The sequence below is a fragment of the Mesorhizobium sp. BH1-1-5 genome, assembly GCF_020165615.1.
In the GTDB taxonomy this organism is placed as follows: domain Bacteria; phylum Pseudomonadota; class Alphaproteobacteria; order Rhizobiales; family Rhizobiaceae; genus Mesorhizobium.
In genome coordinates this window covers 139,611-152,983 of record NZ_JAIUIM010000005.1, presented here as the reverse complement: position 1 = coordinate 152,983, position 13,373 = coordinate 139,611, and the positions used below count along the sequence as shown (strand labels likewise).

10 protein-coding genes and 2 tRNA genes are annotated in these 13,373 nt (G+C 63.4%); 9 read left to right on the top strand and 3 right to left on the bottom strand.

Annotated elements, in window-relative coordinates:
* Window positions 1-10: 10 nt before the first annotated feature.
* The 3 genes from LB572_RS08725 to LB572_RS08715 form a co-directional block, all read right to left on the bottom strand.
* Window positions 11-1,087, bottom strand: a complete 1,077-nt coding sequence (locus LB572_RS08725) for a pyridoxal phosphate-dependent aminotransferase (RefSeq protein WP_224667437.1) — start codon at window positions 1,085-1,087, stop codon at window positions 11-13.
* Window positions 1,088-1,274: 187 nt separating this feature from the next.
* Window positions 1,275-1,460, bottom strand: a complete 186-nt coding sequence (locus LB572_RS08720; RefSeq protein ID WP_224667436.1) for a hypothetical protein — start codon at window positions 1,458-1,460, stop codon at window positions 1,275-1,277.
* 253 nt (window positions 1,461-1,713) lie between these two features.
* Window positions 1,714-1,788, bottom strand: a tRNA-Asn gene (locus LB572_RS08715).
* A gap of 208 nt (window positions 1,789-1,996) precedes the next feature.
* Between LB572_RS08715 and LB572_RS08710 the strand changes: the two genes are divergently transcribed.
* From LB572_RS08710 to LB572_RS08670, 9 genes are all read left to right on the top strand, one after another.
* Entirely contained in the window at window positions 1,997-2,257 is a 261-nt protein-coding gene (locus LB572_RS08710; RefSeq protein WP_201410433.1) for a hypothetical protein, read from the top strand.
* A 166-nt stretch (window positions 2,258-2,423) separates the two neighbouring features.
* A tRNA-Cys gene (locus LB572_RS08705) sits at window positions 2,424-2,497 on the top strand.
* Between the two features lie 93 nt (window positions 2,498-2,590).
* Entirely contained in the window at window positions 2,591-3,265 is a 675-nt protein-coding gene (locus tag LB572_RS08700) for a protein-L-isoaspartate O-methyltransferase family protein (RefSeq protein ID WP_224667435.1), read from the top strand.
* Window positions 3,266-3,450: 185 nt separating this feature from the next.
* Window positions 3,451-4,830 carry a TolC family outer membrane protein gene (locus LB572_RS08695; protein WP_140809629.1) on the top strand — a complete coding sequence of 460 codons (1,380 nt, stop codon included), beginning with the start codon at window positions 3,451-3,453 and terminating at the stop codon, window positions 4,828-4,830.
* 282 nt (window positions 4,831-5,112) lie between these two features.
* On the top strand, window positions 5,113-5,898 hold the full coding sequence (locus LB572_RS08690) for a PopZ family protein (RefSeq protein WP_224667434.1): 786 nt from the start codon (window positions 5,113-5,115) through the stop codon (window positions 5,896-5,898).
* 211 nt (window positions 5,899-6,109) lie between these two features.
* Window positions 6,110-8,893 (top strand): valine--tRNA ligase, encoded by a 2,784-nt coding sequence (locus LB572_RS08685; protein WP_224667433.1) that lies wholly within the window; start codon window positions 6,110-6,112, stop codon window positions 8,891-8,893.
* A gap of 361 nt (window positions 8,894-9,254) precedes the next feature.
* A complete protein-coding gene (locus LB572_RS08680) occupies window positions 9,255-10,475 on the top strand; it encodes an OmpP1/FadL family transporter (RefSeq protein WP_224667432.1) in 1,221 nt (406 codons plus the stop codon).
* Window positions 10,476-10,765: 290 nt separating this feature from the next.
* Complete coding sequence (gene ilvD / locus LB572_RS08675) at window positions 10,766-12,490, top strand: dihydroxy-acid dehydratase (protein ID WP_224667554.1); 1,725 nt, start codon at window positions 10,766-10,768, stop codon at window positions 12,488-12,490.
* Entirely contained in the window at window positions 12,477-13,304 is an 828-nt protein-coding gene (locus LB572_RS08670; RefSeq protein ID WP_140809621.1) for a tetratricopeptide repeat protein, read from the top strand. Before ilvD ends, LB572_RS08670 begins: the two co-directional genes overlap by 14 nt.
* Window positions 13,305-13,373 lie beyond the last annotated feature (69 nt).

Here is a 13,373-nt window from a genome sequence, read left to right as displayed (position 1 = left end):
GATGAAGCCGTTACCAGGATTGGCGGCCGCGCATGGCGGTCAGGACGCGCAGCGTGCGGTCCATGATCTCCTGCGGCCCGACTGTTATCCTCAGGCAATCGGTCAGGCCATAACCGGCGAGGCCGCGCGCGATGATGTCGGCGCCGCGCAAGGCCTTGTCGGCGGCCGCCGCTGCCGCGGCGTCGGCAAAGCGCACTAGCACGAAATTCGTCCGGCTTTCGGGGACCTCGTATCCGGCGGCGCGCAAGCCTTGCGCGAAGCGATCGCGGATGTCCGATGTGAGCGCCACGATGCCGCGCGTATAGGCCTGGTCCTCGACAGCCGCGACGGCCATGGCGAGGCCAACCGTCGAGACCTGGTTGGAATTCTGCATCTTGCGCACTTCGGCGGCGATCTGGGGCGCGAACAACCCCCAGCCGACGCGCGCGCCGGCCAGCCCGTATGCCTTGGACAAAGTGCGGAGGACGACGGTGTCGCCGCGCCCGGCCAGCGCGAAGACGGCTTGCGGATCCTGGTCGTCGAATTCGCCATAGGCCTGGTCGATCACCAGGAGAACGTCACCGGGCAGGGCCGCGCGAAGGCGCAGGAGCTCAGCGTTCTTGATGCGCGTGCCGGTCGGGTTGCCCGGATTGCAGACGAACACGATGCGCGTCGCGGGCGTGAGAGTCGCCAGGATCGCGTCGATCGAGATCTCATAGCCGCGCTCCGCGGCCTTGACGTAGGCCGCCCCGACGCGCGCGGCCGCCGAGGCCGCGAAATTATAGGCATAGTCCGTGCTGAGCACGTCCGCGCCGGGACCGGCGAAGGCCGCGATGATGCAGGCGATCAGCTCCATCGAGCCCGCGCCGCACAGGACAAGATCGCGCTCGACCCCATAGGCCCTGGCGATCGCATCGCGCAGCAAGGTCCAGTCCGGGTCCGGATAAAGGTGGCTGCGCGCCACTGCGGCCCGACCGGCTTCGATGGCGCTTGGGCTGGGTGGAAACGCGCTCTCGTTCTGAGCCAGCGTCGGCCGGTCGTAGCCGCCGAAATTCGCCAGCGCGAAAGCGGACATGGCCTCGATATGGGCGGTGGCTTTCAGGGGCACGGCATAAAGGTCCGGCTATCGGCTGTCGGCGAGGTTTTCCGCAGCGAGGCTAGGGCATGGTGGCCGAACGGCAAAGCAAAATTCGCCGGCACAATGGGTAAGGGAATCTGGCCCATGCGGGATGGGTGGAGACAATACCGCAGCAACTCCTTGCGCCGCGGTTCCCCCCACACTCTGAAACCCTGATTCAATGCTTCAGCATATCCCGGTTGAAGGTGATTACCGGCGGCTTCCACCCGCCACCACCCGGCATGTCCAAGGAGGCATCATGGAAACTCCGTTCGATTTCGGCGGTATAGGTGCCGTCGTTCTCGAAGCGGTCCCATAGAATGAAGCCAATGATGAGCGCGATGACGAACAACGGCCAACGCATCGGACAGTCCCTCAGATGCCCGATCGATATTATCTGCCTGCGCATCGAGAAATACAAGCCGTTGCTAATATATTGCGACTAAACCTGACATCCGCTTATGACGGGGAACTGCGGTGACGGAGCGAAGCGCGTCCTATGCCGGTCCCCGCCGGGCGTTTCCCGAGTAGATCGGTGCCTAGCCATGTCGGGCACAGGCCGTAGGTCAGCCGATTTTCGGCCGTTCCTGAAAATTCTGTATACCTTGAGAAAATTTTGGCTCCCCGGGCCGGATTCGAACCAGCGACCAACCGGTTAACAGCCGGTTGCTCTACCACTGAGCTACCGGGGAACGGAGGCTCTGACGTGAGTGGCGCAGCCTATAGCAAACACCCTTCGGCTTTGCAAAGCAGCATTTCGCAATTTTTCTCCAGTTTTTGATGCGGCTATTTGTGCCATCGTTCGGCATGCCCACATATGAAGGGCTTCACACCGGCACGGAACAAAGCGGCCGGTATCGCCTTGGACATGAGTTCGGCAGCAGATGGGAACTGGTTTGAATGACCGCAGCGGACGATGACAGCGCCCCGGCGCGGAAGATTTCGATCTTCGGCCGCGAGTTCACGATGCCGCGCTCGCGCGGCTGGCGAATCGCGATCGGCATGCTGCTCACCCTTGGCGGGCTTCTGGGCTTTCTGCCGATTCTCGGCTTCTGGATGATTCCGCTCGGCCTTCTGGTTCTGTCCTATGAATTCGCGATGATCCGGCGCCATCGTCGGCGTTTCATCGTCTGGTGGGAACGCCGGCGCCGGCCCGACTGAGAACCTGCGGCGGCTCCGCCGCAGCGATGCCGGGACCAAGCGACAACCGATTGGTAATCACCACTTTCGCCGTCACATGCGAAAGCGTCGGGAATAACGCGCGGGCGCTTGACGACCTTTAAGCGCCAACATAATGAGTTCGCTCGGAACGCCGGGAGCATTGCGAGGCCTCGTGGCGGAGTGGTTACGCAGAGGACTGCAAATCCTTGCACCCCGGTTCGATTCCGGGCGAGGCCTCCAGATGCTTGCGGGTTCCAGCGCAATCGCGCCGGAGCAGGGGTTCCAGTCGAAGTTTTGGCCGCGCGTCCGGCGCGGGGAGCGGATTGTTGGGACATGAACGCTGATTTCTCCGAACGCCGCGTGAAGATGGTCGACGGCCAGGTCCGCACCACCGATGTGACCAGCGCGCCGCTCATCGAAGCGATGCTTTCTGTCCCGCGCGAGGCCTTTGTCGGCGCCGGACAGCAGGATCTGGCCTATATCGACGAAGACATCCGCATTTCCGATGGCGCCAATGGCGCCGGCGCGCGCTACCTGATGGAGCCGTCGCCGCTCGCCAAGCTTTTGCAACTGGCCGAAATCGATGCCGGCGATTCGGTGCTCGATGTCGGTTGCGGCACCGGCTATTCCGCCGCATTGCTGTCGCGGCTCGCGCGTTCCGTCGTGGCGCTGGAGAGCGATCCCGCGCTGGCGGAAGCGGCAAAATCCACGCTTTCCAGCCTTGGCTGCCAGAACGTCACGGTGCTGAGCGGGCCGTTGCCGCAGGGGCAGGCCGCCAAGGGGCCTTACAACGTCATCTTCATCGGCGGCAGCGTCGAGGAAGTGCCGCCGGCGCTGCTCGACCAGCTTGCGGAAGAAGGACGCCTGGTTGCGGTCGAAGGACAGGGCAACTCTGGCGTGGCCCGGCTGTTTTTCAAAGCCGGGGGGGTTGTAACCGGAAGACGGGCCTTTAATGCGGCAATTAAGCCACTACCGGGCTTCGAACGTGCTCACGCGTTTGAATTCTGAGCGTTTTTGCCTTGCAGCGAGAGTGCTGTCATGATCGCTTGCGCCAGACAATCGTTGCTGATTGGTTAACCGGGTGTTTTCGGGAGGCTGTCAGCGGGGGAACGATAAACAACGCGGCGCTGGCCGATCCGTAAGGGTAGGCCGACGTGGCGTGGTTCCCATGCAAAACGAATGAGGGAAATAACGTGCCGCCTCTACGCAAGAGTGTTTTAGTAGCTATCCTTGTTTCCGCCACGGCGCTTTCGCCGTTGGCCGCTTCCGCCGAAACCATTACGGGCGCTCTCGCCAAGGCCTATCAGTACAATTCGCAGCTCAACGCGGCACGCGCCGGCGTGCGCGTCACCGATGAGGGCGTGGCAATCGCCAAGTCGGGCTGGCGCCCGACCGTCACCGGTTCGAGCAGCATCGACTACACCAGCACCCACGCGCAGGGCTCGACCCAGAACATAACCACCGGCAACTTCGGCGTTCAGATCAACCAGACGCTGTTCGACGGCTTTCAGACCAGGAACAACGTCGCCGCGGCGGAAGCGCAGGTGAAGGCTTCGGTCGAAAGCTTGCGCAACACCGAAGAGAATATCCTGTTCAACGCGGCAAGCGCCTATATGGACGTGATTCGCGATCGCCAGGTCGCGGTGCTGACCGAGCAGAACCTGCAGTTCCTGACCGAGCAGGCGCGCGCCGCAAGGTCGCGCTTCGAGGTCGGCGAGGGCACCCGCACCGACGTCGCCCAGGCCGATGCCTCGCGCGCCACGGCCGTGGCGCAGCTCAGCGCCGCCCGCGCGACGGCGCTGGCGAGCGCCGCCACCTATCATCAGATCGTCGGCGACGAGCCGGGCAAGCTTAAGGCGGCATCGCCTGTGGCCAAGTTGTTGCCGTCGAGTGTGGATTCGGGCCTGGCCATCGCCTCGGCCGAGCATCCGGCCATTCTTGCCACGGAGCATCTTGTCGACGCCGCGGCATTTGTGGTGAAATCATCGGAAGGTGCGCTGCTGCCGCAAGTGACGGCTTCGGCCGGCATTTCGGACAATTACAGCCACTCCGCTCCTGACATCAGGAGCACCAACGGCACCTCGACCTCGGCCAATATCGGCGCCACGCTGACCATTCCGATCTATTCGGGAGGACGGACCTCGGCGCTGGTGCGGCAAAACAAGGAATCACTTTCGGAGGCGCGCATCCAGATCGACGTTACCCGTGATCAGGTGCGCCAGGCTCTGGTCACCGCATGGACGCAGTACACCTCGGCGCGAGAAAGCGTGGATGCCAACAGGCAGGTGATCGATGCCGCGCAACTGGCGCTCAACGGCGTCATCGAGGAGCGCAATGTCGGCCAGCGCACCACGCTGGATGTGCTCAACGCGCAGAACGCGGTTATCACCGCCAAGATCAATCAGGCGAGCTCCGAGCGCGACGTGGTGGTGGCGAGTTATGCCATTCTCCAGGCGATGGGCCGGTTGTCGGTCGATCGCCTTGGCCTGGCGGTCACCAAGTACAGGCCGGAAGAGCATTACAACGCCGTCAAGGACAAGTGGTTCGGACTGCGCACGCCCGACGGGCGCTGATTCCCAACAGCATGCTTCCGGCAAAACGCCGCGTGTCCGATGGACGCGCGGCGTTTGTATTTCCGGGAGGCTCATCGGGTTGCGAGCCGCCTAATCTGTTGAAATCCAAAGAGTCCCCAGATTGGGGATTCTCGGATGACGATCGGTCGGTTACGCTGTCGCCATTGATTCGAATTCCGACCCGGACAGGAACGGAATTCTCGAATGGGTCAGGTTCTTGAACGGGGCAGTTCTTGAACAGGTCTGATTCTTGGACAGGTCACTAGGGCGGCGGATGTGACGATGGCGACGGCAAGCAGCGCGCAGCGCGAACCTTCCATGGAAGAGATACTCGCTTCCATCCGAAGGATCATCGAAGACAGCGACACCGGGCGCAAGCAGCCGGCCGAGGCCGGCGAGCTGCGCCAGGATCTGGAGCCTGCCGCGGTTAGCGCTCCCGCCGTGGAGGTCGACGCCTTTCGTTCCGAATTGCATGCCGACGCCCGCAAGCCGGCGACACTGGCGGAGGTCCAGGCCCAGCTTGCGGCGGCCGATCCGGCGATCGCACGCGTCGAGGCTCGGCCCGAGCCGGTCAAGGCGGCTTCGGTCGATGCCGGGACTGCTGAGCCGAGCGCGCAAGCGGCCACGAGCAGGCCGGCCGCGGCAAATGCGCCGCAGTCGGCCGAGACCATTGTCGCCGATTGGCGGCGCGAAATAGCGGCGGTCGGCGGCAGCACGGTTACCGCGAGACCGGCAGTCCGGGTCCCGGAAGCCGCGCCGAAGGTCGAGATCGAGAAGGAAGAGCCGGCATTTGAAGCTGCCGCGCATGCCGGCGCTGCCCGGGCATCCGAACCGGAGGCGCAGCCGGCCCGGCCCGCGATCCTTTCCGAGCGTACGGGCAGGCAGGTCGCCGCGGCCTTCGGCGAGCTTTCCGACGCCTTTGCCAGCCGCGGCAAGAAGAGTTTCGACGAGATGGCCGAGGAGATGCTGCGGCCGATGCTGCAGGATTGGCTCGACAACAATTTGCCGACGCTGGTCGAAAAGCTGGTGCGCGAGGAGATCGAGCGCGTGGCGCGCGGAGCGCAGTAGGCTGCCGCAACACCCGGGCTGAAAAGCGTCGCCTTCCGGGCGGCGCTTTTGTTTAGGGCTGCCCAGGTGAGCGCGTTGCCCCATTCGGCCGGGATTGCCGCTGGTCGCGGGCAGGCCTATCTGTGGCAGTGATCGCTGCTCTCGCGGTTGACTCGGCCAAGACCTTCCGATTTACACCGGACGCTTGTTCCCGACAGTTCGGACTTCCTCCATGCTTGAAAAGACATACGACGCCAAAGCCGTCGAGCCGAAGATCGCCAAAATCTGGGAAGAGGCCGACGCCTTCCGGGCCGGCGCCGGCGCGGAGGAAGGGGCCGAAGCCTTCACCATCGTCATCCCGCCGCCGAACGTCACCGGCTCGCTGCATATGGGCCATGCGCTCAACAACACGCTGCAGGACATCCTCGTGCGCTTCGAGCGCATGCGCGGCAAGAACGTGCTTTGGCAACCCGGCATGGATCACGCCGGCATCGCCACGCAGATGGTGGTCGAGCGCCAGCTCATGGAAAAGCAGATCCATCGCCGCGATCTGACGCGTGAAGAGTTCATCGAGAAAGTCTGGGAGTGGAAGGCCGAATCCGGCGGCGCGATCTTCAACCAGCTGAAGCGGCTCGGCGCCTCGGCCGACTGGTCGCGCGAACGCTTCACCATGGACGAAGGCCTGTCCAGGGCCGTGCTGGAAGTCTTCGTCACGCTCTACAAGGAGGGCCTCATCTACAAGGACAAGCGCCTTGTGAATTGGGACCCGAAGCTGCTCACCGCCATTTCCGACCTCGAGGTCGAGCAGCATGAGGTGAACGGCAATCTCTGGCACTTCCGCTATCCGATCGAAGGCGAGGCGTTCGACCCTGAGAACCCGAAGACCTTCATCACGGTCGCGACGACGCGTCCCGAGACGATGCTCGGCGATACGGCGGTCGCCGTGCATCCGGGCGACGAGCGCTTCACCGATCTGGTCGGCCGCAACGTCGTGCTGCCGATCGTCGGCCGCAAGATCCCGATCGTCGCGGACGAGTATTCCGACCCGGAAAAAGGCTCCGGCGCGGTCAAGATAACGCCGGCGCATGACTTCAACGATTTCGAGGTCGGCAAGCGCCACAAGCTGCCGGCGATTAACATCCTGACGGTCGAAGCGGACATCAAGCTGAAGGACAATGAGGATTTTCTCGCCGGTCTAGAGGTCACGCCGGAGCGGCAGGCGGTGTGGGACGAGCTCGACGGGCTCGACCGTTTCGCCGCGCGCAAGAAGGTCGTCGAGCTGATGGAAGCCGGCGGGTTCCTCGACAAGATCGAGCCGCACCGGCATGCCGTGCCGCATGGCGACCGCGGCGGGGTGCCGATCGAGCCGTTCCTGACCGACCAGTGGTATGTCAACGCCGCCGAGCTCGCCAAGCCGGCGATCGCCTCGGTGCGCGAGGGCCGCACCAATTTCGTGCCGAAGAACTGGGAAAAGACCTATTTCGACTGGATGGAGAACATCCAGCCCTGGTGCATTTCGCGCCAGCTCTGGTGGGGACACCAGATCCCGGCTTGGTACGGGCCGGACGGGCATGTCTTCGTCGAAAAGACCGAGGAAGAAGCACTCGCTGCCGCAATCGAATATTACCTGGCGCTGGAAGGGCCGTGGAAGGCCTGGGTCGAGGACAAGCTCGAGAATTTTCAGCCGGGCGAGATACTGACCCGCGACGAGGACGTGCTCGACACCTGGTTCTCGTCGGCGCTGTGGCCGTTCTCGACGCTCGGCTGGCCCGACAAGACGCCGGAGCTCAAGACCTATTACCAGACCGACGTGCTGGTGACCGGCTTCGACATCATCTTCTTCTGGGTTGCCCGCATGATGATGATGGGTCTGCACTTCATGGACGAGGAGCCGTTCCACACCGTCTATGTGCACGCGCTGGTGCGCGACAAGAACGGGCAGAAGATGTCGAAGTCGAAAGGCAACGTCATCGATCCGCTCGACCTGATCGACGAATATGGCGCCGATGCGCTGCGCTTTACGCTGACCGTGATGGCGGCTCAAGGGCGCGATGTGAAGCTCGATCCGGCGCGCATCGCCGGCTACCGCAATTTCGGCACCAAGCTGTGGAACGCGACGCGCTTCGCCGAGATGAACGAGGTCGCGCGCAACGACGATTTCTGGCTGAACGACGCCAAGCTGCCGGTCAACCGCTGGATCCTGACCGAGCTGACGCGGGCGGCGCGCGCGGTCACCGAAGGCATCACCAGCTATCGTTTCAACGAGGCGGCAGGCGCCGCCTATCGGTTCGTCTGGAACCTGTTCTGCGATTGGTACCTGGAACTGTTGAAGCCGGTGTTCATGGGTACGGACGAGGCCGCCAAGGCCGAGAGCCGGGCCTGTGTCGCCTTCGTGCTGGACGAGATCTACAAGCTCCTGCATCCGATGATGCCGTTCATGACCGAGGAACTGTGGGCGCAGACCGCGGGCGAGGGCAAGCAGCGCTCATCGCTGCTTTGCCATGCCGCCTGGCCGTCGCCCGATTTCGAGGACGAGGAGGCTGCCGCCGACATCAACTGGCTGGTCGATCTTGTCTCGGGCATCAGGTCAGTGCGTTCGGAAATGAATGTGCCGCCGGCGGCGATCGCGCCGCTGATGGTGATCGGCGCCAACACGCTGACGCAGGAGCGGCTGGAGCGCCACGCCCAGGCGATCAAGCGGCTGTCGCGCGTCGGCGACATCGCGCTCGCCGATGCGCCGCCGAAAGGCTCGGCCCAGATCGTGCTCAACGAGGCGACGGTGAGCCTGCCGCTCGGCAGCCTGATCGACCTCCAGGCCGAGGCCGCGCGGCTGCAGAAGGAACTGGCCAAGGTGACCGAGGAGATCGCGCGCCTGCACAAGAAGCTGTCGAACGAAAAGTTCGTCGCCAACGCGCCGGAAGAAGTGGTCGAGGCCGAGCGCGAGAAACTCGCCGAATATCGCGAGGCGCAGGAGAAGCTTTCGGTGGCTTTGGCGAGGGTCCGCGACGCCGGCTGAGCGGCAAGATTCGCCCTTACTCCGAGGCCCTTTCCTGTACGTTAGCTGCCTCGAAAATGAGCGTGCCGCTACGTTAATTTTGACGTAAACGGAAAGTTTGCGCCCCATTGTTGCCATAATGTAACAATGGGGCCGCCTGGCCCAGAAAATGCCCATTTTTGCCCTGTTTTAGGCAGGTTCTTCAGATTTTTTCGATCATTTGACACTGGTTGGCGCGATTTGGGCGCCAATTGCGGCGCCCCCCGCCATGGCGAAAATACGTGCTGTCAAGATGTACATGTACAGCTCTTGAAAACGTTGTTGCGTCATTAACCCGAATTGGTTCTAGCTTGAGCCACTTGTATTTCGGGGAGGGATTTCCATGAACATCTTGCGGCTCAAAGCTCTGGCGGGGGCTGGCTGCTTTTCGATCGCTTTGATCGGTGCCGCGATGCACCCCGCGCATGCCGGCGGCCTGGAGCGCGGCGGCTACGACATCGACCTGCTTTTCGATCCGGCGCCGGTCGCGACGGAAGCTGAAGCGACCTATGTGATGCCGGATCGCAAGTACAAGAATGCGAAGGGTCCGGGCGGATCCGATTTTGGTCTAGGGACCTCCGCCGATGGAGCCGAGGACTACTGGGTTCCTCGCATTGGAGTGAAGGCTCAAGTTGTCCAGGGCGTCGACTGTATGGTCGACTATTCGCAGCCTTGGGGCGCACATACCGCACCGGGACTTTGGAATGGCGCGGAGTCCAACGTGGAAACCGATATCAAGAGCAACAACTACGCAGGTACCTGCTCTTACAAGTTTGATGTCGGCAAGGGCCAGCTCCGTTTTATTGGCGGCGTGTTCTACCAGGATATTTCTGGCTTCAAAGAGAGCTTGCTGGCGCCAGTTCCGGGCTTGATCGGCCGTGTCGATCTCGAAGCCAACGGCTGGGGCTGGCGCGCTGGTGTTGCGTACGAGATTCCCGACATCGCGTTGCGCGCAAGCTTGGTTTACAATTCGCGGGTCAAGCTCGACAACATCTCGGGCACGCTCGATCTCACCAGCGTTGCCAAGGGCATCACCCCTATCTACGGCGAAAACACCTACATGCCGGATTCAGTCGAACTGAAGTTGCAGTCGGGTATCGCGCCTGGCTGGCTTGCGTTCGGTTCAATCAAGTGGGTCAATTGGAGCCTGTTGCAGAGCGTCGCGATCTGCCCCCAGGGCACGCAAGCCATAGCAGCGTGTTACACGGGCTCGCCGGTCGAGGCGACGTCGCTCGACCTGATGTATCGTGACGGCTGGACCGTTTCGGGCGGTATCGGTCACAAGTTCAACGACCAGTGGAGCGCCGCCGGCCAGTTGACCTGGGACCGCGGCACCTCGCACGGCTACGGCGCGCAGACCGACACCTGGACGATCGGCGGCGGCGTGGCCTACACGCCCCAGCCGAATATCGAAGTTCGTTTGGCGGGCGCGATCGGCGTGATGACCAGCGGCCATTCCGGGACGGTGACGGCCGAAGGCTATACGGCTGGCACCGACGCCAGCTACGACTTCGGCAACGATCTCGTCACGGCGATCTCAGGTGGAATCAAGATCAAGTTCTAAGTTTCTGAAAATTCATCGAAAAGGCCGGGCATTGCCCGGCCTTTTTCGTTGTGTCGATGGCGCTTCAGCCTGGTTCCGCCACCCGCTGTTGTAGATTCGCCGCGCAACCGGCGGCCGATACGATTGTGACGTTTCGGCAACAGTTTATGAACAACCCCCGCGCTAAAAGACTTGCCGAGGGAACTGCCCATTTCCCGCCATAAACCCGGAGCACCCGAGATATGTCCCGGGATGCGTGCCAGGTTGGCGCGGCGAGGGGGCCGGCCGCGGGGTGTGCGGTAAGGACGATGATGGACGCCAAGGCAATCTCGAAGGCCAAGCTTCCCAGCCGCTACGTGACCGTTGGTCCGGCGCGCGCGCCGCATCGTTCGTATCTCTATGCCATGGGCCTCTCGGCGGCCGAGATCGCGCAGCCCTTGGTCGGCGTCGCCAGCTGCTGGAACGAGGCGGCGCCCTGCAACATCTCGCTGATGCGCCAGGCGCAAGTGGTCAAGAAGGGCGTCGCGGCCGCCAACGGCACGCCGCGCGAGTTCTGCACCATCACCGTCACCGACGGCATCGCCATGGGCCACCAGGGCATGAAGTCGTCGCTGGTGTCGCGCGAGGTCATCGCCGATTCGGTCGAGCTCACCATGCGCGGCCATTGCTACGATGCCCTCGTCGGGCTCGCCGGCTGCGACAAGTCGCTGCCCGGCATGATGATGGCGATGGTGCGCCTCAACGTGCCGTCGATCTTCATCTATGGCGGCTCGATCCTGCCCGGCAGCTATCGCGGCCGGCAGATCACGGTGCAGGATGTGTTCGAGGCGGTCGGCCAGCATTCGGTCGGCACGATCAGCGACGCCGATCTGCTCGAGATCGAGCAGGCGGCCTGTCCTTCGGCGGGTTCCTGCGGCGCCCAATTCACCGCCAACACGATGGCGACCGTTGCCGAGGCGATCGGCCTCGCGCTGCCCTATTCCTGCGGCGCGCCGGCGCCCTACGAGATGCGCGACCGCTTCAATTTCGCCTCGGGCGAAAAGGTCATGGAGCTGATCGCCAAGAACATCCGGCCGCGCGACATCGTTACGCTGAAGGCGCTGGAGAACGCGGCGACCGTAGTGTCGGCCACCGGCGGTTCGACCAACGCGGCGCTGCATTTGCCGGCGATCGCGCATGAGGCAGGCATCAAGTTCGACCTGTTCGACGTGGCGGCGATCTTCGAGAAGACACCCTATATCGCCGACCTCAAGCCGGGCGGCAAATATGTCGCCAAGGACATGTTCGAGGCCGGCGGCATTCCGCTGCTGATGAAGACGCTGCTCGACAACGGCTATCTGCATGGCGATTGCATGACGGTCACTGGCCGCACTTTGGCCGAAAATATGGAGCACGTTTCCTGGAATGAGAGCCAGGATGTTGTGCGTCCCGCCGATCGGCCAATCACTGGGACAGGCGGCGTTGTGGGCTTGAAGGGCAACCTTGCCCCCGAAGGCGCGATCGTGAAGGTCGCGGGCATGTCGGAGCTGAAATTCTCAGGCCCGGCGCGCTGCTTCGATTCGGAAGAGGAGTGCTTCGAAGCGGTCACGCAGCGCAATTACCGGGAGGGCGAGGTTCTCGTCATCCGCTATGAGGGGCCGCGCGGCGGTCCGGGCATGCGTGAGATGCTGTCGACGACGGCCGCGCTCTACGGCCAGGGCATGGGCGGCAAGGTGGCGCTGATCACCGACGGGCGCTTCTCCGGCGCCACGCGCGGCTTCTGCATCGGCCATGTCGGGCCGGAGGCGGCGGTCGGCGGGCCGATCGGACTGATCAAGGATGGTGACGTGATCTCGATCGACGCCGTGATAGGCACGATCGACGTGGCCCTGTCGGACGCCGAACTGGCGGCCCGGGCGAAGGGTTGGAAGGCGCGCAAGACCGACTATCAGTCCGGCGCGATCTGGAAATATGCGCAGACCGTAGGGTCGGCCCGCGACGGCGCGGTGACCCATCCGGGTGCGGCAGAAGAAACGCACTGCTATGCGGACATCTGAGGTGTTGAGGTCATCTGTCTTTTCGGCACTGGTCGCGCTTGCGACCTTGGGCGCCGTCGGGCAGGCCATGGCCTTCGACGACAAGGTGTTCGACGACAAGACCGGCGTGAAGCCGCAGTCGAGCCCTTGGGCCGTGTTCCAGTTCGGCTTTTCCGCCTACAAGAACGGCCATAAGGACCAGGCGGTCGAGGCCTATAAATATGCCGCCGAGAACGGCCAGATCGGCGCCACCTGGAAGCTTGCGCGCATGTATGCCGAAGGCGACGGCGTGACGCGCGACGACTACGCCGCCTTCAAGTTCTTCTCGGAAATCGTCGATCAGGACGTCGAGCCCGGCTCGCCGGAAGAAAGCTATGTGTCGGACGCCCTGGTGGCGCTCGGCGACTATCTGCGCAAGGGCATTCCCGGCACCCCGGTCGAGGAGAACGACGTCGCGGCGCAGGAATATTACATGCGCGCCGCCGCCAACTACCGCAATCCGAACGCCCAGTTCGAGATCGGCCGGATGTTCCTCAAGGGCGAGGGCGGCGTGAAGGCCAGCGTCAAGCAGGCCGGGCGCTGGCTGCAGCTGGCGGCCGAGAAGGGTCATGCCGGCGCGCAGGCGACGCTCGGCAACCTCCTGTTCCAGAGCGGCAAGGTCGTGCGCGGCCTGGCGATGATGACGGCCGCACTCGAGCGGGCTCCGGCGGCCGACCAGCCCTGGATCCGCAACATGCAGGAAGAGGCGTTCGCCGCGGCAGGCGAGGCCGATCGCCGGACCGCGATCTCGCTCGCCGACGATATCCTGACCAAGGGCAACAACGGCGACCAGTAAGCGCCGCTCTAACTCTTTTTACGCAATTCCGGACGGAAAACCGCTACGCACTTTTCCTGGAATTGCTCT